Source organism: Acidobacterium sp. FHG110202_01 (genome assembly GCF_059115305.1).
In genome coordinates this window covers 1-20,302 of record NZ_JBZYWJ010000004.1, presented here as the reverse complement: position 1 = coordinate 20,302, position 20,302 = coordinate 1, and the positions used below count along the sequence as shown (strand labels likewise).

The following is a 20,302-nucleotide window of genomic DNA, read 5'->3' as shown; positions in this document are numbered from 1 at the left end:
GTCTTGTAAGACTTTTGTAATGTTGGTGTGGTACCTTGCTGCCTTCAACCCCTATGAAACCGAATTTCTTATCGCTCCCATTGCTGATGGCTTTGTGCTTTCCTGCAGGTTTAATTTCGCAAACCATTCCTCTGCCTACGAGTAAGCAATTGATTGAGCCTGTTCCGGGAAATCCACAGAAGCTGAACAGCCTGCCGATGATGACGGCCTGGTCGCCTGACCATCGCTACCTGGCGCTGGTGAATGCCGGGTTCAGCACGGTTGAGTCGAACTATGAGCAGTCGATTGCTGTGCTCGATACCGAGACGGGAAAGCTGGCTGATTTTCCCGATGAACGCACAGGCGTCAGCTCGGGTCAGACGTTTTATAACGGGCTTGTCTTCAGCGCGGACGGGTCGCACGTCTACGCGAGCATCGACTCACTGGCGCAGCCGGATACGGGAAATGTGATTGCGGTTTACAGCTTCACCGGAACCGCCCTCAAGCCGGAGCGGACGATTACGATTCCGTTGCAGAAGCTTGCTGACGGCCATGTCCAGAACGCTATTGGCAAGAATGTTCCAGCGGGCATGGCGGTGCCTGCGCCGACAGGGTTGGCGGTGGTGAAGAGCAGCGCCGGGGCAGAGCAGATTCTGGTGGCGGATGAGTTCTCTGATGACGTGCTGCTGGTGGATGCTGCGTCCGGGAACATCGTTACGCGGTTCGATCTGGCTGCCCATCCGACGATTCCTTCTTCCTATCCGATTGCGGTAATCGCCACGAAAGACAACCATCGCGCCTTCGTTGCCTTGTGGAATGGCTCGGCAATTGCCGAACTGGATCTTGCAGCGGGCAAGGTGGTGCAGCAGCTGCCTTTGATGCCTCCGGATGTTGCGACTGCTCCCAGCTCGCATCCGGCAGCATTTGCTTTGAGCCGTGACGAGAAGATGCTGTACGTGGCGCTGGCGAATCGCGATGCTGTTGCCGCGGTGCGCATTGACAAAGGCCAGATGAAACTGGCGGGAACGCTCAATACACAGCTGCCCGGACAGCATTACTTCGGCGCGATGCCCGATGCGCTGGCACTTTCTGATGATGGCGCGACGCTCTATGCCGCCAATACCGGATCGAACGCGGTTGCTGTTTTTTCTACGCGCAGGATCAAGTCGGGATCAGAGGCGCAGGGCTTTATTCCAACGGAGTGGTATCCGACAGGGCTTGCAGTCAAGGGAAACCATCTCTATATCGCAACCGGAAAGGGCAAGGGAACTGGCCCGAACGGAGCGCCGCAGCCCCAGCCGGCGAATCCGCCGCCAACGCTGACGCGCCGGATGCAGCGGCCTCATACCTATATTGGAACGCTGCTCTATGGCTCGCTGGCAACGGTGGATATGGATGCAGCGATGCGTGATCTGCCGCAGTTAACCAAGGAAGTGGTCGCAAGCAACATGATGCAGGCTGCTGAGCAGCACCTGAAGTTCCAGAGCGGGACGAATCCGATCCATCATGTGATTTACATCATTAAGGAAAACCGCACCTACGACCAGATCTTCGGCGACCTGGGGGCGGGCAACGACGATGCCTCGCTCACAATGTACGACAAAAGCATTACACCCAACCTGCACAAACTCGCTCTGCAGTTTGGGGTGCTCGATAACTTCTATGATTCCGGCGAGGTTTCGGGCGATGGCCATGTCTGGTCGAACGCTGCCATCAGCAGCGACTACACCGAGAAGACCTGGCAGCAGGGATATCGCGGCAGTGGCCGCGTTTATGACTTTGAGGGCCAGGTCGAGAAGGGCTACCCGCTCAAGGAAGGTATTCCGGACATCAACGAGCCGGCGAGCAGCTATATCTGGACTGACTTAGCCAAGCATGGGAAGACCCTCTACCATTTCGGCGAATTTATTTCGACCACGTTCTGCACGGAATCGAAGGAAGCGCCAGGCCAGAAATCGCCGCTGGCCGGAACTCCTGAGCCTGCGCCGGAGCAATGCAAGGTTGCGGCTATTCATAAGGGTGAACCAATTCCAGCGAATTATGGCGGAGGCGTGAGTCCCTATCCCTGGGCAATCCCGTTTATCGCGAAGAGCATTGCGACCAAGCCTGAGCTGGAAGGGCACTTCGATCCTTTGTATCCGGACTTTGAGCTAACTTTTCCAGATCAGCTTCGCTTTGAGGAGTTTCAGACGAATCTCCGCAAATGGGTCGCTGACCGCCAGCAGGGCAAAGATACGATGCCGAACTTTGTGATGCTGCGCATGGGCAATGACCACACTGCGGGAACTTCGCCGGGCAAGCCAACGCCGCAGGCATCGGTTGCGGACAATGATCTTGCCGTAGGACGCGCTGTGGAGGCTGTCTCGCATAGCCCTTACTGGGACGACACGGCGTTTTTCATCCTGGAAGATGATGCGCAGGATGGAGCCGACCATGTGGATGCGCATCGCAGCATTGCGCTGGTAGTGAGCAAGTATTCACCGCGCGCAGCGCAGCCTACGGTTGACTCAACGTTCTATACAACAGTGAGCTTTTTGCGCACCATGGAGGACTTGTTGGGTATTCCTCCGATGAACAACAACGATGCGCTTGCACCGCTGATCGCTCCGCTGTTCAACGGAGCGGGCGACCAGCCTGCTTATGAGGCCGATTATTCCAATCGTGACAATGGGCTGATTTATACCGCGAACACTCCCAAGTCTCCTGGGGCAAAGGAGTCGAGCAAGATGGACTTTACCCATGAGGACCGGGCCGATGCGCGCAAACTGAATGTGATTCTCTGGCGGGATGCAATGGGGAACAAGCCGGTTCCGTGGATGATTCTGCATCCTCATGCTGCGCACAAGGATGATGACGATGGAAATTGAGTTTCAGGGAAATAGGGAGTAGGGAATAGGGGAATAAGCCCCGGCTTCGTCGAGGGGAGCGCTGGGAGCTGCAAACCTCCCACCCTGACTTCTATCAGGATGGGCGCACTCATATTTATCCCAGGTTAGCTCTAGCGGAAGACACGCTGTTCGATAGTGTTGTCCGCGAGCGAAGGGGATTGTTCTCCCTGCTGGCCGTAGAAGCGGATGCAGTTTCCTCCGGCCAGTTTTGCGTCGGCTAAGGCGCGCTCGGCTTCGCGAAGAACGATGAGCGGGGCTCGTCCGCGGCTGGTGGCAATGCCAATGCTTGCCGTGACGGGAATGACATCGCGATGAATATGATAGGGCCTTGCCAGGATGGAGTCCTTCAGGCGCTCCGCCATGGCGAGGGCGTGTTCGGCGAGGCAGCCAGGCAACCCGATGAGAAAATCATCTCCCCCGCATCGGCCGAGGACGTCATAGCTGCGCAGATAGCGCTTCAGGCGCTGGGCCAGCTCTTTCAGGACCGAGTCTCCTACGGGGTACCCATACTGATGATTCACAAGCGAGAAGCGGTCGAGGTCGAGCAGCAGCATGCACAGAGGGGTGCGCATGCGCTGTACGCGGTCGGTCTCCTGGAAGAGATTGCGCATGACGGTTTCCCGGTTCAAGAGACCGGTGAGCGTGTCATGGGACGCGTGGAAGTGCAGGGCGTTCATCTGCTCGCGCATCTCGTGGTAAAGCTGCTGTACCCGTTCTGCGGTTCTGAGGCGGACGAGAAGATCGATGTCATTCACAGGCTTTAGGAGGAAATCGTCCACTCCGGCAACAGTAGCGGCGTTGATGATTTCAGCGTCAGGGGAGCCGCTCAGCAGCATCAGCCAGGTCGAGTGCTGGCGGGTGCGCCGCTTGATTTCGGCGATGATCTCAACTCCGCTCATGTGCGGCAAGTTATTGTCCAGAATGGCGATGGACGGAGCGTCGGGGGCGAGCAGCCGCTTGAAGGCTTCCGTGCCATCGCTGGAGATCTCGACCCGATACTTCCAGGATTCCAAGAGTGCATGCATGGAAGCGGCTGATTCGTCGGCGAGGAGGATAGATGAGGTTTTTTCAGAGCTGATGGGCATGGCGGACTAGTCTCACACCAAGGTCTATCGGGACTCTTGTAGATTTTCGTAAGGGGCTGTCTGAAAGCAAGGCATGACCGGTGAAGCTGGATAACTGATTCAGGAGCGAAGATTTTCTCTGATTCTATTGGTCTTATTGTTGGGTAAAGCTCCTAATCTATCCAAAATTTCTTAAGAAAAGTCAAAATAATGAAAAAATTTTATTGACTCTGGCGAAAATTGAGTAAGAATTTCAATATTGGACCAACCGGGTAGTTTTTAACGCCATCTATATAGCATTGGTAATCTGCAGAGAGCGTATCCCGGGATTCGCGGTCATTCGCCTTTTCGTACGACATAACTTAATTTACTTCAATCGGCTTGCAAGTCCCGTAAGGGAAGTGCTCCCCGTTAGATTAACCCCCTTAACGTTGGAGTGAGCTATGATTCCCGCTGTTACCACCACGCACGCCATTCCGCAAAAGCTGCTGCCTGCGCGCATTCATACCCATGCACGCGTAGCTATCTGTCATCACTGCTTTCAGGTTCTCGGAAGCACACAGACCCCTGCTGACCGGCAAAAGCTGGAAGCAGAGCACATCTGCAAAGAAAAGCTGAATGCCAAGAAGCCTGCTGCAGCGCTTCCGTTCAGTTGAGATTTGCAGCTGATTCTGCAAGGAAAAACGCGCCTGAGAAGGCGCGTTTTTTGTCATGAGAGTTATCTACAAAAAAAATTTACTTAACCAGATGTTAATGCTATCTATATATCTTCGGTAACGCATACAGTAACTTGATTTTCGTCCGAGGTTGAGAGGTCATGAGCGCATTTGATGGATCAGTCAAGACTCCCCTTGCTGTAGCAAATCCGGGAACAGACCAGAAACTTCCTCCCGCGGGTTCCCTCAGCTACGGGGGCATTACTTCGCAGACAGCATTATCCGGCACGAATGGTGTGGATACTGCCCTGGTGAAGGGCAACGAGTGGCAGCATTTTACGGGTAACTACACGGAATTTATTGACGCGAATTATGACCTGACGATCAAGGGCAAGCGCGTGGAGCTGGTCAAGTCCGACCATAAGTCAACGATTATCGGCAAGACTAACCAGACATATGTGGGCGTGTTTAACGAGACGAATGTTGCGCCTGCAAACTATCACTATGTGCACACGCTTACGGTGACACATGCGCAACCGAGCCATGTGCAGCAGCCAACGAAATATCAGCGGCATGAGAACAGCGTGCTGGAGTATTTCCAGGAACACTTTGACCACTCATGGTTCAAGGTCGGCGTTACCGGCATAAACATTGATATTACCGCTCTTATTAAGCTCCAATGGGCTTCTATTTATCTGCAGGATTCGATCTTTCGCAACAAGAATACGGCGGCGATCGAAACACAAGCTGCGCCGTTGTCCGCCAGAATGAAGGGCCTTTTAGGCAGGATAGACTGGACTGAGGTAGGAGTAGCCATGGCCCGTGCGCACGGGGTTCCGATTGATGTACAAGCCGGAGGGGACATCAACTTCTTTGTCATACCGCCAGGGCTTTGATTTTGTCTGCATGGGAGCACGGATGGTGGCCCTTTTAGCTTCAGGATTCAACGTAGAACATCTCGGCAGAGCACGCATCATGGTGGTGAACCCGCCGGTGATGTGGGTATCCATTACGTGTTACATGGTTGCGGCGATTGGCCTGTTGATGCTGCTTGGTGGATTGAGCTCGCGCAGCCGTTCGACGGGGTTCATCGGAGCCTTCATGCTGGTCGTTTGCGCCTTCATTGGTTGGACCACGGCAGTTCCTTCAACGGCTGTGCTCGATAAGGATGCCGGAATGATGACGGTTCATATCGGGTGGGCGCATTCTACGTCGACCTATCCACTGGAGCAGGTGAAGTATGCCACGGTGGAAACGTCTACGGCAGCATACCGGCTGGTATTTGTGCTGGACGATGGGCACCGGGTAGGCCTGGGGTCGTATTCGGACCAGGGCGGGCAACCGGAGGCGGCGCATGCAGTGAATGAATTTCTAGGCGCGGACGATACTCAGCAGCCATAGCGATTTCTGAATGGAGAAATGATCGTGGCTGCTTAGATGAGCAAAGATAAGGACAGAAATCTACCGCCAAGACGCTAAGTACGCCATAGGTTTACTTTCGTCACAGAAGATCACGGAGTACCAAGGTTTTCGCAGAGAAAAACAGCCTTATTTCAAGGCAATCAAATCCTAAAAAGACTTTACATATGAGTGGAACTGAAGCTGTACAAACAGATCTTCGCCGCCGTCGTCTGGAACCTGTCGAGCAGGATGCCCTGCTGAAGCCTTTCCTTCGTGCCAGAGAATTGGAGGACGTTTCGCTTTACTGGGCGCCGGTCGATGTTTTTCCCATGAGTTTTCGTGTGCGTACATGGTGGATGTCGTTCCTGACACGCTTCAAGGAATTGATGGCGAAGCAATCGCTGCGGCAGGAAAATTTTCTGCAATTCAAAACGATTACGCCGAATCTTTCGCGCCAGTTTACATCTAAAGCCATGGATTTCTTTCCGCTTCCAGGGATCAGCCTGAGGCCGGGTGGCAGCCTGCCAGACATACCGGATATCGAACAAGCAAAGAAAGATGCCATGCGCGAAGACTTCGACATGAATAAGTACATTGCTGACTACACCTACTGGTTTGTGAACAAACAGGACGAAGAACAGCGCACGCATTTTTTCGGTGCTGGAGGAATGAGCTTTATCTGGCTGAAAGAGGATCCGGCGACGCGGCCGCCCGATCTGAGATTGCCGCGCGCGGCGCGCAAAATCATAGAAGACCACGGGAGAGACATTGACAGCCAGTTGCGCGCGACCTATTCGTTGCAGGACGCTTTCCTGAAAGAGAGTAAGAAGGTCTTTGGGCAGGGCATTGCAGAGGATCCGCTATTCAAAAGTGTTCCGTTTGTGCTGCCGCTGCTTTCAAGCGAGCACTTTTTCAGAGCTGGAGCGGAAACGCGCGAGGAATGGTTTCAGGTTTTTGATGGGTACCTTATCGAAAGCAAGGATGACAAGGGTGTTCTGCTGGCGTTAAAGACGCCTGATTTTGATCCGAAATTAGCCGGCCTGCTCGACGAGATGCGCGCAGAGGGAATGGAGTATCCCCTGTGATCCGAGAGGCACTGAACATTTCCTTTCCTGTTGTTCCTGAGCCGTTTGAAGCGGCAAGCATTGAGTTGAAGGAATTTCCGGCAGCGCGGGAAATTCGTGAGTTGTGGCGCAGCTTTCTTGTGCCGTGGACGCGTGCACTGGTGAGCCAGCACAACCTGCATCCTGCGGCATGGATACAAGGAACGAGCCTGCATGAAGGAGATACGGCCGATCTTGTGCGCCGGCATGGCGCAAAGTGGCTTCCAGATGTTGGACTGGGTGTGTGGCCGGATCGCGAGCCTCCCAGGCTTTGGACAGACGACGACTTCAATGAACTGGAGCCAGGCCAGAAGCCGCCTCCGCTGATGAACACGGTGTTTCATGTGTCCGGCGGAGAGGCCGCGACGGAAGATGCTCTTGGAATTTTGGCTGGATCGGGGACGCTGGTGTATGCGCTGCTTGAGACAGGTTCGCAGGCATTTCATGAGAAGATGACGGACTTGTTTCTGCCTACAATTCGCGAAGAGGCATTGCGCGGATATTCGTTCTACATTCCGCTGCTCGATACGCGGTCGCTCAAGGCGGTGGATAAGTTCGGTGCAGATAATCCTGAAAATCTGTTGCATCTCTGGCTAGGAGATGCGCGGCTCTTTCTCCAGGAAAACAAATCTGAGGGAAGTGCGCTTGTGCTTTCAAGGGTGCCCGGAGCGGTTGCTGCTTTGCGGGAGTGGATCGAGCGGTAGAGCTCCGGGTGTTGTTGAAGGTCCTGCCGTCGATTAATGAACTTTGGTCTCCGGAATGTAACTCATATCCTGGCGGAAACGCGCTGTTTCTGTTCGGTAACTCTGAATCAGCGGAAGGCTTTCTCCTGATTTTTCCTTTGCGTGTTGAGCGACGAATTGCATGAGGCTTCCTGTGAAGCCTGCCTGCTCACCCAGGTCAGACTGTTTGTCGGCCGGCAGCAGAAGAAGATATTCCACGGTTCCATTCGCTGGGCGGAGCAGGGCGTACTTCACCTGAGATTGAGGTAATTGCCGCAACGCATCGGATACGAGAGATTCAAATTCTCTGCCTCGTCCCGATTCGATCTGGAAATACATGAATGTAAGAAGCGTTGAGCTTAGTTGCGTCGCAGCGAGATTGGTTAGAGCGGGAACAGCTTCATAGGCGGAAATAGAGCGAATGTCTGCAAACGGGGCGACGTTGATTTCGTTATTCGCGACGTCGGCTGCGGGTGAGACGGGGTGGTCAAAATCTGACCATGCATGGAAGAACGTACCGTCTGTGAAGTATCCATCATGATCGCCGGAGATGATGTTCCAGCCGTACCATGTCCATGTGTCGGCGTTGCTGCGATGCCATTCGAGATGACGTTTGTAGCCTTCTTCCATGTCGCGGGTCATTCCAGGCTTAGGCTGCCAGACTACGATGCGGGCTACATTCCTGTCCTGTGCATGAGATGCAGCCGCCGATATCACGAACAACGATCCGAAGAGTCTAAGGGTTTGCAAGAGCTTCATATCTCTCCTCTTCTTTGAGTGCAACATTCCAGTGCAGGGGAAGGTGCAAGGAGTTTCTGCAGAGATTGAGGTATCGTGTTTACCAGCTATGTATCGCATCGGTGAATTCGCAGAACTGGGCGGAGTCACGACGAAGACTCTGCGCTTTTATGACGAGATCGGATTATTGCGTCCTGCGGGAACTGACCCGCGGACTCGTTATCGCCACTACCTGCCGCAGCAGTTGAAAGACCTGACTGCGATTCTTGCTCTCAAGGAACTGGGCGTTCCGCTGGCTGATATTCATTCGGCTATCGGGAAGGCGGGAGCACAGCAGGATCGCCGGAAAATTCTGGAAAAGCTCAGGATGACGATTGAGCAGTCGATGCGGGAAGCGGCGCAAACGCTGCGATGGATCGATGCGGCTCTTGCTGAATCGAGTCAGTCTAACCTTGTGAATGCTGTGGTGGTGAAGAGGCGTCCAGCGCTACGCGTTGCTTCTGTCCGCGCACGAGTAAAACAATATGACGATATTATGCCGCTGGAAGCGGAACTACTTCGTGCTCTGCCGGAAGCATGGACGGGCGGTATACGTGGCGTGCTTTGGCACAAGTGTGCGGACTGCGGTGTTCTGGAGGGCGAGCCGTTTGTGGAATTGAAATGCGATGTACCGCGGCGGAGATTCTATGAGGTGCGAGAGTTGCCGGCGGTTACCGCTGCATGCGCTTATTCCGGACTCGACGATAGTTCTGCAGAGAGCGCTTATGATGCGATTCGCAGATGGATGCGGGTTCGCGGTTACCGCTTAGGCGGGGCCAAGCGAGAAATCTATCTCGGATCGACATTGGAGATCCAATTTCCATTGCACTCGAATTGAATTTCGGCGTGATCTTTGAACGGTATACCACCCGAAGAATTATGTTCACCCCTATTCGGGTCGAGTTTGAAGAAGTATCCCTATAATGGCCGGTGATGAGATCAGGCCGGGTTTACTTTGAAAGATTCTGGATAATCAAACTGCTGGCTGCGCTATGCATTGCGCAGTCTTTTCTTTTTTTGGATTTGTGTTGGCCGCAGGAGGGCAGTTCGCTTTCTTCATGGCGTGGCGTGGTGCGCAGCTCCAATGGCAAGCCGGTGAGCAAGGCCACAGTGCGGCTGGTGGGACAGGGCCATAAGCACGCAGCTGTGACTGCTTCCGACGGAAGTTTTGCTATCAGGAATCCGCAAGCAGGGGAGTATGCGCTTTCGGTTGAGGTGGATTCGAAAACATTTGATGCGTCGAGTCCGGTGATGCTGAGGGGAGACTCGCCTGCAGTTGCGATTACTCTGGCTGGCGAGGGCAAATTGTCTGTAGTGGAGCAAGGCTCGCAGTCGGCATCGACGGGAGGCGAGCAGCTGTCGAGTCGCTCGGTGAGCGAGCTTCCGCTGAACAAGCGCGACTTCAGTCAATTATTGCTGCTGGCTGCGGGGACGATGACCGATGCCAATGGCGCCACCAATTTCACACAGCAGTTTGCGATCAATGGTCAGCGCGGTGTAGAGGCTACATTCGCGATGGATGGAGCCGATACGAGCGATCCGGAGATGGGCGGCGGCACGTTTACGAACTTCAATGTAGATGCGGTTGAGGAGATTCAATCCAGCTCGGGTTGGATGCCGGCGGAGATTGGACGGGGCGCGGCAGGATTTACGAACATCATTACTCGCTCGGGCAAGAGCGGCTTTCACGGATCGGTTTTTGAGTTCCTGCGGAATTCGGCGCTCGATGCGCGGAATTATTTTGATCATCCGCCGGTGGGGAGAATTCCGCCATTCCGGCGTAATGAATTTGGATTCACGAATGGCGGACCGGTTGTGCTGCCGCATATCTATGATGGGCGAGGGAAGACATTCTACTTTGGCGAGTACCAGGGTTTCCGGCAAGTGCTGGGCACGACACAGGTGCTGGCTGTTCCTACTGCTGATGAACGCGCGGGCCTGAATACCACTGCGTATGCGGGTGATACGCTCTTTGTTCCGGTGGATGCGCAGATTGCCCGCGTGCTGGCACGCTATCCGTTGCCGAATTATCCTCACGGATCGTTTGGAGCGCACACCTATGCGACGTCTTCGAAGGTGAATACGGATGCGGACCAGTTCTCGATACGCATTGACCAGAAGATCGATGACAAATCGCAACTCTTCGGCAGATTTACTTACGACAATCTGAACGGGCCGACGACCAATCCGGATCAGACGGCAGTAGATCCCAGTTTTGGCATTGAATACATTGACCGCCAGCGGAATGGGGTGCTGACTTACTCACGTACAGTTTCGCCGCGCTATTCGTTTGAGTCGTCTATCAGCTTTACGCGCACTACGCCGTCGTTTCCTACTCCGAATCACACGGACCCGGGGATCAAGTTCAATGATGGATTGTTTGAGGCCTTCAATTCAGCGGCTGGTTCGGTGATGACTTCGTTTGGCAATCTCTTTCAGGCGCGACAGAATTTTTCTTACATCGCAGGGAAGCATGCCTGGAAGTTTGGCGGCGAGATTCGCCTGAATCGCGATACGACATATTACGGAACCAGCGTGAATGGAGAGTATGACTTTGGTGGAGGCACGGCGTATTCACCAGTGGAGATTCGGTCACAGAGCGGTACGCATGATGTTCATGTCGGCGATCCACTGCCGGATACGCTTTCTGCGCTGCTGACGGGGAGTCCTTTTGCCTATAATGTTGCCGTTGCGCCGCCTTATTTTTCAGGCGGCGATCATATTGGCCCTGCGGCGATCAATCGCAATAACTTTTCTTTCTACGTGCAGGACACGTGGAAGATATCCGACCGTTTTGTGCTGGATTATGGGGTGCGCTACGAAGTGTATTCGCCGATTACGGAGCGGGCGAAGCGGACCTCAGGCTTTCTGGATGTAGGAGGTGTGCAGAAGTTTGTCGTGAATCCGCAGCCTGGATACCAGACGAACTATAACGGCTGGGGACCGCGAGCACAGCTTGACTGGCGCGTGGCGGAGAAGCTGCATCTGCGCGCGGGCGGCGGAATAACGACGATTCCGCCGAACATCTGGCAGGATAATTTCCTGACCGGGTCGACGCCGTTCGTGGTGTATCCGCATGTAAGCGCTACGCGCGGCGCGCAGATTCACTATGGTTTCCAGATCACTCCGGATGTACTGCCGCGCGCGTATACGCCTGAGGGGCAGGACATTTTCGCGAGCGATAACACGAAGAAAGTTCCGGCGAATACAGTTTTCGATGTAGACCGCTATGAGCATGATATGGCGACACTCACGCCGGGGCATCAGATCACGGCGCTGAGCCTCAGCGGTATTGATCGCTCGTTCGGCAATGGCTATATGGGGACGTGGACGCTAGGACTGGAGCGGCAGTTTGGAAATCTTACAGCTACCGCTGGTTACGTTGGAACCATGGGGGTGAGGCTGCCGCGTGGAATTTATCCGAATGCGTATGCGGGAGCAGGCCCGGAGTTTGCGCCTCACACGGAATTTGACAGCGAAGGCAATGTGATCGGCGGCTTTGGTCCGGAGTCGATTATTGACGACACGGCGCACTCAACCTATCACGCGCTGCAGACTTCACTGCAGGGTACGGTGCAGCATGGTGGGCCGGGCATACAGGCAAGCTTTACATGGGCAAAGTCGCTGGATGATACGAGTACGGTGGTCGGCGGAGGAACCGGATCGACGGGCGCGACGGTGCAGGGCTCGCCGCAGAATCCGTTTGATACTCATGCGGAAAAAGGGCCTTCAGCATTCGATGTAGCACGCTCGTTCAGCCTGAGTGTGGCCCAGGATCTGCATCTGGATTCTGTTGAATTTCTTGCCCCGGTCAGCAAGAAAGCGACAGGCGGATGGGAAATCCTCAGCATATCGAGCATTACGAGCGGCTCACCATTTACTGTGTATTCCGGTATACAGCAGACGGGAGCGGGCTCGAACGGCGCGGACCGTCCGGATCAGATTGCAAAGCCGAATCTGTCGACGGCGCGCAAAGTCCGCGAAGATTATTTTGGGCTGGGAGCGGACAATGCTTCGTTTTTCTCGATTCCGGTGAACCTGCCTGGGGGAACGGGACCGAACAGCGGATACTTTGGCGCGCTCGGACGCAACACTTTTCGCGGGCCAGCTTACTACAACTATGACTTTGCGGTGATCAAGGATACTCCGTTTGGCACGCGCGCCAGCGGTAGTGAACTGATGGACCTGCAGTTCCGCGCGGAGTTCTTCAACCTATTCAACATTGTGAATATGGGGTTGCCCGCGAATACGCTTAAAGGTACGGGGTTTGGGGAGATCAGCAAGACGGCCGGGACTTCACGGCAGATTCAATTTTCGTTGAAGCTGATTTATTAGAAGCAACCGCAAAGACGCTAAGGACGCCAAGGTTTCGCGAAGAAATGCAGAGCTGCTATTACAGCAGAGAACACCTTCTACCACAGAGGACACCCTTCGGCTGCGCTCAGGACAGGCTCCAGACACAGAAGGTTTTTACAAAATCTCACTCAGGCGTCGGATGCCTTCGCGGATTTCTACCTGCTTCAGGCGCGCGTAGCCAATGATGAATCCTGTGCGCATGGGCTTTTTCAAAAAATAAGGAGCGATGCCGTAGATGCCGACTCCGCATGCGGCTGCTCGCTGAACCAATGTTTCTTCTGAGACGCGATGGTTCGGCCACAGGACGAGATGAACTCCTGCGGCGTCTCCGGTAACTTCTGCCTTGTCGCCGATGTGCTTGTGAATAGCGTCGAGGAGCGCTTCCCGGCGCTGGGCGTTGCTGCGGCGAACGCGATGGAGTGCGCGCTCGTACATGCCGCTGATGATGAATTCAGCCAGTGTGCGCTGCTCGAGTGTTGCTGTATGGCGATCACAGAGCCACTTGGCTGCAGTGAAGGTGGGCACGAGTGGTTTGGGCGCAATCAGATATCCGATGCGAAGCGACGGGAAGATAGTGCGGGAGAAGGTCCCGATGTAAATGACGCGGCCTTCGGGGTCGAGTCCCTGCAGAGACTCCAGCGGCTGACCGTCGTAGCGGAACTCACCGTCGTAATCGTCTTCAACGATGATGGCATTGTTGCGCTTGGCCCAGGCAAGCAACTCAAGGCGACGGGGCAGGGTGAGGACGACTCCTGTAGGGAACTGATGCGATGGAGTGACGAACGCGGCGCGTGCGTCGCCGGGAAGCTTCGCTGTGATGAGGCCATCACGGTCGACGGGTACAGGGTGAAGACGGATGCCGGCAGTGCGGAGGATTTGTCTTGCTCCCTGATAGTGCGGGTTTTCAATAGCGGCGAGCTGGCCGCGTTCGAGCAACACGCGCACAACGAGATCAAGCGCCTGTTGCGAGCCGTTGACGATCAGGACCTGTGAGGGATCGCAGACGACGGCGCGCGACCGCCGGACGTGCGCCGCGATGGCTTCCTGCAGAGGCAGGCTGCCGGCAGCTGAGCCGTAATCAAGGTCACGGAGGGCCGCATTGCGCGAGTTCCGCAGCAGAATGCGCCGCCATGCTTCGAAAGGGAAGGTCTGTATGTCGCTTCTTCCGTAAGCGAAGTCGTATCGAAGCGGCGGAGAGCGGCGCTTTGGAATAGTGATCTCACTTGCAAAGCGGCCAAAGCTCGACAGCCGTAATTTTGCCGAGAACTCTTTCTCCCTGCGGCGGTTGAGGTTCAATCCTGAAGACACGTAAGTCCCGGAGCCGTGGCGTCCGGTGATGAAACCTTCGGCTAGAAGCTGGTCATACGCAAGAAGGACGACTGTGCGCGAGACCTGGAGCTGATGGGCAAATTCGCGCGTGGACGGAAGGCGTTCACCCGGGTGGAGTGTCCCGGAGAGAACGGCCTTGCGGAGGGCGAGATAAATCTGGCGGAAGAGCGGTTCGCCTTCTTTAGAAAGTGGTATTACCAAATCCATAAAAAGTGGTCATACAAAACTACCAGATTTTCCTTCAGGATAAGCATTGAAAGTTATTGGATTGCAGGAGGAGAAGGTGAAAGATCGACTTGGAGCAGCGGCTCTTATAGCGGTAATCGCCATGGCGCCGGCATTTCTGACTCATGCACAGCAAAATTCAAGCGCGGCAAAAGACAACTCTACAGAGGCGGATTCCCAGAGGGACGGGAGCCATGATTTCGATTTCGAGATAGGCAGCTGGAAGATTCACCTGAAGCGCCTGATGCACCCGTTGTCGGGATCTCATGACTGGGTGGAGTTTGACGGGACTTCTGTCACGCGGAAGATCTGGGATGGCAGTGCCAGCCTTGAAGAGTTCGATACTGACGGACCGTCGGGCCGTGTCCAGGGCCTGACTCTACGCATCTACAATCCGCAATCTCACCAGTGGAGCGAATACTGGGCCAACAGCAAGAGTGGCTCTCTTGGCCTGCCGCCTACGGTTGGAGAGTTCAAGAATGGCCGGGGCGAATTCTACGATCAGGAAGAATGGCACGGCAGAATGATCTTCGTGCGCTATGTCTGGTCGGATATCACTCCCAGCTCCGCGCACTTTGAACAGGCGTTCTCTGAGGATGGGGGCAAGACGTGGGAAGTAAACTGGATCACTGATCAGACAAGGGTGAAACCATGAATGTGACAGAGAGGGCTCAGGTAAGGAGGGCTCCCAAGCGAGGGGCCTACGATTCCGAGACGATTTACGCAATTCTTGATGCGGGATTTCTGGCGCACGTGGGGTTCAGCATGGCTGGACAGCCTTTTGTCATTCCTACGCTCTATGGGCGGAGCGGGGACAAGCTTTATCTGCATGGCTCAGCTGCCAGCCGGATGATGCGTGAACTCGAAACAGGCGTGCCTGCGTGCGTGACGGTCACGATTGTGGATGGCCTGGTGCTGGCGCGGTCGGCATTTCACCACTCGATGAATTACCGGTCGGTGGTGGCGTTCGGGACGGCGCGGAAGATCGACGGCTCGGAGCAGAAGACGGAAGCGTTGCGGGTAATCTCGGATCATCTGATTGCCGGGCGCTGGGAGGAAGTGCGCGGGCCTTATGAGAAAGAGCTGAAAGCTACCTCGGTGCTGGAGTTTTCGATCGAAGAGGCTTCGGCAAAGGTGCGGACCGGGCCTCCGGTGGATGAGGAAGAGGATTATGCGCTGCCGGTCTGGGCTGGAGTGCTGCCTTTGAAGCTGGAACCACAGAAGCCAGTAGAGGATCCACGGCTTGCGGAAGGAATTGATGTTCCGGAGTATGTTTTGGAGTACCGGAGGTAAGCTTTTTCCTCAAACTTGGTCCTGGCCAGAGAAATATTCAGCTGTCTTGTTCAGGCAGTTCTTTCAGCAATCCAAGACAGGCTTTTCGATTCAATTGCTCTCCATTTTAAGAGTGTCCGGAAGTGGACACCTTATTCCGGAAATGGCCAGTTAAAAGAGAATCTGCGGTTTTCTCGACCCATTTATGTATTTGAATAAAAATAAGTTACAAGCTTGCAGCGAATGGCGCGCGAGTTGCAGGTGATGTAACTGATGGATATCGCACGGCCCGATATTAAGAAGAAGAAGATTCGCCGCCAGGTTGTGATTGGCGCGATTGCGTTGGTTGTTGTTGCTGCTGCCGCGGCGGCTGTCATGCGGCTGAAGCCTGCTGCTCCTACTGTAGACGCCAGTACGATCTGGCCGGACACAGTCAAGCGCGGCCCGCTGGTGGTGCAGGTGCATGGGCTGGGAACGCTGGTTCCTCGTGAGGACAGTATCGAGCTGATTCCGGCACTGACGGATGCGACAGTGGTCCGTATCCGTGTTCTGCCCGGCACCAAGGTCACTCCGGACACCATTCTGATGGACCTGACTGATCCTCAGCTGCAGCAGCAGCTGTTAAATGCTCAGTTGGCGCTTAAGGGTGCAGAGGCTGATTACAAGAGCCTTCAGGGCACGCTCCAGAGCACTCTAATGGATAAGAAGACTACCGCTGCCCAGACGAATGCCGACTACAGCCAGGACAAACTGCAGGCCGAAACCGACAAGCAGCTCTATAACCTGGGAGTGATTTCAGGCTTGGCGTACAACAAATCAAAAAATACAGCCGACCAGCTGACGGTCCAGCATCAGCTCAGCCAGGAGCAGCTGGATGTAAACCAGAAGGCGATCGAGGTCCAGCTCGCTTCAGCGCAAACCAAGATCGACCAGGCCAAAGCGCTGCTTGCCCTGTATCAGAAACAGGAGAGTGCGCTGCAGGTTCGTGCCGGGATTAGCGGAGTGCTTGCTCCGCTGGCTACTCCGGTGCAGGTAGGCCAGCACGTGACGGCGGGAACATCGGTGGCCGAGGTTATCCAGCTCGACAAGCTGAAGGCTGCTCTCCAGATCGCGGAAACCCAGGCGCACGACATCCAGCTGGGGCAACCAGCCGAGGTTGACACCCACAACGGCATTGTTCAGGGGCATGTGATAAGAATTGATCCCTCAGTCGTGAACGGAACGCGCACGGTTGACGTATCACTGGATGGGCAGCTGCCACCAGGCGCTGTTCCTTCGCTGAGTGTGGACGGAACGATTGACCAGGAACGCCTGACGGACGTGGTGTATGTGGGGCGCCCTGCTTTCGGAAACCCGAACAGCACGATCAGCCTGTTCAAGATGGAGCCGGACGGCAAGACAGCAGCGCGGGTGCAGGTGAAGGTGGGCAAGGCTTCGGTCACGCAAATTCAGGTGCTGGAAGGCCTGAAGGAAGGCGACCGGGTGATTCTGTCGGATATGTCGCGGTATGACGCTACCGACAAGGTTCGTTTGGAGTAATAACCAATTCAGCGCGGGCAACAGCGAGGAGCAGAACAGACATGGACAATGGACAGCCGTTGATCAATATTGAAGGTCTGACGAAGGTCTTCTATACCGATGAGATCGAGACGCATGCGCTCTCGGGGATTCATCTCACCGTCAACAAGGGCGAGTATGTGGCAATGCAGGGACCTTCAGGATGCGGCAAGTCGACGCTGCTTTCGATTGTCGGGCTGCTCGATACGCCTTCTGCAGGCAAATACCTGCTGAACGGGCATGCGGTCGAGAACCTGAACTTCGCGCAGCGCTCGCGCATCCGCAACCAGGAGATCGGCTTCATCTTCCAGAGCTTCAACCTGATCGGCGATCTTACGGTGTATGAGAATGTCGAGCTGCCCCTGACTTATCGCACAGGCATGTCGGCTGCGGAGCGCAAGCGGCGCGTACAGGAGTCACTGGAACGCGTGAGCATGGCGCACCGCATGAAGCACTATCCTTCGCAGCTCTCAGGCGGTCAGCAGCAGCGTGTGGCTGTGGCGCGTGCTCTGGCTGGTTCGCCGTCGATTCTGCTGGCGGACGAGCCGACCGGAAACCTGGACTCACGCAACGGCGAAGCGGTGATGGAACTGCTGGCGAACCTGCATAAGGACGGCGCGACCATCGTGATGGTGACGCACGATCCTCGCTTTGCGCGCCATGCGGAGCGCAATGTACATCTCTTCGACGGCAAGGTGGTGGCTGAGGGAGATGCGCTCGAGCAGGTGATGGAAGCGCGGTAGTTCTACTTCGCAAAAACTCGAGTGGCGAATATTATTCGTCGCAATAAAATCCCCAGGCTAGTTTCGCGAACCTGGGGCACCCTCGGTCTTGCGCCTAAAGCGTGGAACAGGATGACAATTCATCATGATTGAACTGAAAAACGTTGAGCGCAGTTACAAAACGGGGGCAGGGCAGACCTGGGTGCTGCGCCGCATCAACCTTACGATCCGCGAGGGCGAATTTTTGACCATTATGGGGCCTTCGGGGGCGGGCAAGTCGTCGCTGCTGAATGTGCTGGCGCTGCTCGATGACCAGTGGCAGGGAGAGTACTGGTTCAAGAATGAGCCTGTCCATAAGATGAACCGCAAGCAGCGCGCGGAGCTGGCGAAGCGGAACATCGGCATGGTCTTTCAGAGTTATCACCTGCTTGACGATCTGACGGTGCAGGAGAATATCGACCTGCCGCTTTCCTATAAAGACATTCCGAAAGCTGAGCGGCAAGGGCTGGTGGCCGATACGCTGGACCACTTCCAGATTGTGGGCAAGAAGGACCTGTATCCGTCGCAGCTTTCCGGTGGACAGCAGCAGCTGGTGGGCATTGCGCGCGCGGTGATTCATAAACCGGCGCTGCTGCTGGCCGATGAGCCGACGGGAAATCTGCATTCCACGCAGGCGAAGGAGATCATGGAGCTGTTCAAGAAGCTGAACCAGGAAGGGACAACGATCGTTCAGGTGACGCACTCGGAAGTAAACGCATCTTATGGCGACCGCGTGATTGAAGTGCGCGATGGATGGATGGTGAAGGACACGGCGAATCCGCAACTAGGCGCGGAGGTGAGCGCATCGTGAGAGCAGGCCCCGGGTTTCAGCAACAGTTGGCAGCGGTTGCAATGTGCTGCCTCGTTTCTTTGAGCAGCATGGCGCAGACGGCTCCGCAGCAGCAACAACCAACATCGGAGCCAGCGCAGCAAAGTGCGCCGGCGACACCAGATGCTCCCAGCACACCTCAGCAGCAACCAGCGCCGGTGAGTATCGCTCAGCAGGACCAACAGGCGAGGCAGGCGGTGACTTCGCAGCAACAGCCATTTCATGTGGAGATGCCGCGTTCGCGCAACCCATTGTCACCATACATGCCCAGCGATGTGCCGCCAGTCAATCTCACCAATTCACCGCGCCTGCAGAACCTGCAGCGTGACGGCAAGCTCTATCTCTCGCTGCGCGACGCCATCGAGCTGGCACTTGAGAACAACCTTGATCTTGCCTACTTCCGCTACAACTTCCCAACAGCTCAGGCTGACTTGCAGCGCACTAAGGCTGGAGGTCAAGTGAACGGTGTGAACACCAGCATCGCGCAGGGAACGCAGGGCGGCTTCAGCTCATCCGGTGTAGGCGGTGGGGGAGGAGCAAGCAGCGGAGTTACAGCGGCCGGCGCCGGAGGGCTCGTTACATCTACCCTGGGGGGCGGCGCTGCCGTCAGCTCTTTCGATCCGCAGGTTACCGTGCAGGGCCTCGTCGACCACACATCAGCCATCCAGATCAACCCAATTCAGTCCGGAGTGCCGATTCTGAAGCAGAACACAATCGAGATACTGTCTAGCTATTCGCAGGCTTTTTCACTCGGCACAAATTTCACGGTTACCGACTATGGCCTTCGCCAGACCACGAACAGCATCTACAACGTCCTCAGTCCTCAGCTCACCACGAATTTTAATGTGACGATCAACCAACCGCTGCTACGAGGTTTTGGGTTTGCTACAAACCAGCGTTATATCCATATTGCCAAACAGAATCTCCAGCTCACAGACCTGGCTTTCAGAGCACAGGTAATTGCCACCATTTCCCAGGTCGAAAACATCTACTGGGACCTGGTCAGCGCATATCAGGATGCCCAGATCAAGGAACGTTCGCTTACCTATGCCAACGAGACGCTGTCCGCCGATCAGAAACAGCTGGAATTGCAGAACATCCCTGCGATGCAGGTGATGAAAGACCAGGCCGCGGTGGCTACTGCCGAAGGCGATCTTACCGTTTCCAGGGCGACGCTCAGGCTGAACGAGCTTCTCATCAAGGACGCACTCACCAAAACCGTCGATGATCCCACGCTGGCTGATATGCCTGTAATACCGCTTGATCTCATGGGAACACCGGATCCCAAGGCAACAGAGCAAATCGATCAGCTTATTGCCGAGGCCGAAAAAAACCGTCCCGACGTCGCGGAAGACCAGATTGCCATGCAGATCGCGCAGAACA

General features: G+C 55.3%; 17 protein-coding genes. 14 read left to right on the top strand and 3 right to left on the bottom strand.

What is annotated here, in order from left to right:
- Positions 1–149: 149 nt before the first annotated feature.
- On the top strand, positions 150–2,846 hold the full coding sequence (locus tag AC5S16_RS09005; protein WP_493929720.1) for a bifunctional YncE family protein/alkaline phosphatase family protein: 2,697 nt from the start codon (positions 150–152) through the stop codon (positions 2,844–2,846).
- A 131-nt stretch (positions 2,847–2,977) separates the two neighbouring features.
- Here the strand turns inward: AC5S16_RS09005 and AC5S16_RS09000 are convergent, their stop codons facing one another.
- Positions 2,978–3,892 (bottom strand): GGDEF domain-containing protein, encoded by a 915-nt coding sequence (locus AC5S16_RS09000; RefSeq protein WP_493929719.1) that lies wholly within the window; start codon positions 3,890–3,892, stop codon positions 2,978–2,980.
- A gap of 482 nt (positions 3,893–4,374) precedes the next feature.
- Here AC5S16_RS09000 and AC5S16_RS08995 point away from each other — a divergent pair, with 482 nt between their 5' ends.
- The 5 genes from AC5S16_RS08995 (at position 4,375) to AC5S16_RS08975 (ending at position 7,795) form a co-directional block, all read left to right on the top strand.
- Positions 4,375–4,587, top strand: a complete 213-nt coding sequence (locus tag AC5S16_RS08995; protein ID WP_493929718.1) for a hypothetical protein — start codon at positions 4,375–4,377, stop codon at positions 4,585–4,587.
- Between the two features lie 161 nt (positions 4,588–4,748).
- Positions 4,749–5,483, top strand: coding sequence for a hypothetical protein (locus tag AC5S16_RS08990; RefSeq protein WP_493929717.1), 735 nt, complete (start codon positions 4,749–4,751; stop codon positions 5,481–5,483).
- Positions 5,461–5,988 carry a hypothetical protein gene (locus AC5S16_RS08985; RefSeq protein ID WP_493929716.1) on the top strand — a complete coding sequence of 176 codons (528 nt, stop codon included), beginning with the start codon at positions 5,461–5,463 and terminating at the stop codon, positions 5,986–5,988. Before AC5S16_RS08990 ends, AC5S16_RS08985 begins: the two co-directional genes overlap by 23 nt.
- Positions 5,989–6,173: 185 nt before the next feature.
- A complete protein-coding gene (locus AC5S16_RS08980) occupies positions 6,174–7,073 on the top strand; it encodes a hypothetical protein (RefSeq protein ID WP_493929715.1) in 900 nt (299 codons plus the stop codon).
- The gene (locus AC5S16_RS08975; protein ID WP_493929714.1) at positions 7,070–7,795 is read left to right on the top strand and encodes a hypothetical protein; all 726 of its coding nucleotides are present in this window, start codon (positions 7,070–7,072) and stop codon (positions 7,793–7,795) included. The genes AC5S16_RS08980 and AC5S16_RS08975 overlap by 4 nt, the downstream gene beginning before the upstream one ends.
- A gap of 33 nt (positions 7,796–7,828) precedes the next feature.
- On the opposite strand, the gene AC5S16_RS08970 is transcribed toward AC5S16_RS08975, so the two are convergent.
- Positions 7,829–8,572, bottom strand: coding sequence for a hypothetical protein (locus AC5S16_RS08970; protein ID WP_493929713.1), 744 nt, complete (start codon positions 8,570–8,572; stop codon positions 7,829–7,831).
- A gap of 88 nt (positions 8,573–8,660) precedes the next feature.
- Here AC5S16_RS08970 and AC5S16_RS08965 point away from each other — a divergent pair, with 88 nt between their 5' ends.
- Positions 8,661–9,428, top strand: coding sequence for a MerR family transcriptional regulator (locus AC5S16_RS08965; RefSeq protein WP_493929712.1), 768 nt, complete (start codon positions 8,661–8,663; stop codon positions 9,426–9,428).
- Positions 9,429–9,607: 179 nt separating this feature from the next.
- Positions 9,608–12,925: a TonB-dependent receptor gene (locus tag AC5S16_RS08960; protein ID WP_493929711.1), complete on the top strand. Its 3,318-nt coding sequence runs from the start codon at positions 9,608–9,610 to the stop codon at positions 12,923–12,925.
- Positions 12,926–13,060: 135 nt separating this feature from the next.
- Here the strand turns inward: AC5S16_RS08960 and pdxR are convergent, their stop codons facing one another.
- The gene (gene pdxR / locus AC5S16_RS08955; RefSeq protein WP_493929710.1) at positions 13,061–14,482 is read right to left on the bottom strand and encodes a MocR-like pyridoxine biosynthesis transcription factor PdxR; all 1,422 of its coding nucleotides are present in this window, start codon (positions 14,480–14,482) and stop codon (positions 13,061–13,063) included.
- A 76-nt stretch (positions 14,483–14,558) separates the two neighbouring features.
- Here pdxR and AC5S16_RS08950 point away from each other — a divergent pair, with 76 nt between their 5' ends.
- The 6 genes from AC5S16_RS08950 to AC5S16_RS08925 form a co-directional block, all read left to right on the top strand.
- Positions 14,559–15,155 carry a hypothetical protein gene (locus AC5S16_RS08950; RefSeq protein WP_493929709.1) on the top strand — a complete coding sequence of 199 codons (597 nt, stop codon included), beginning with the start codon at positions 14,559–14,561 and terminating at the stop codon, positions 15,153–15,155.
- Positions 15,152–15,793 (top strand): pyridoxamine 5'-phosphate oxidase family protein, encoded by a 642-nt coding sequence (locus AC5S16_RS08945; protein ID WP_493929708.1) that lies wholly within the window; start codon positions 15,152–15,154, stop codon positions 15,791–15,793. The genes AC5S16_RS08950 and AC5S16_RS08945 overlap by 4 nt, the downstream gene beginning before the upstream one ends.
- A 252-nt stretch (positions 15,794–16,045) precedes the next feature.
- A complete protein-coding gene (locus AC5S16_RS08940) occupies positions 16,046–17,311 on the top strand; it encodes an efflux RND transporter periplasmic adaptor subunit (RefSeq protein ID WP_493929707.1) in 1,266 nt (421 codons plus the stop codon).
- 41 nt (positions 17,312–17,352) lie between these two features.
- Positions 17,353–18,072 (top strand): ABC transporter ATP-binding protein, encoded by a 720-nt coding sequence (locus tag AC5S16_RS08935; protein ID WP_493929706.1) that lies wholly within the window; start codon positions 17,353–17,355, stop codon positions 18,070–18,072.
- Between the two features lie 124 nt (positions 18,073–18,196).
- Positions 18,197–18,901 (top strand): ABC transporter ATP-binding protein, encoded by a 705-nt coding sequence (locus AC5S16_RS08930; RefSeq protein WP_493929705.1) that lies wholly within the window; start codon positions 18,197–18,199, stop codon positions 18,899–18,901.
- A gap of 68 nt (positions 18,902–18,969) precedes the next feature.
- Positions 18,970–20,302: TolC family protein (locus AC5S16_RS08925; RefSeq protein WP_493929704.1), on the top strand; the 1,333-nt coding region annotated here is incomplete at its 3' end.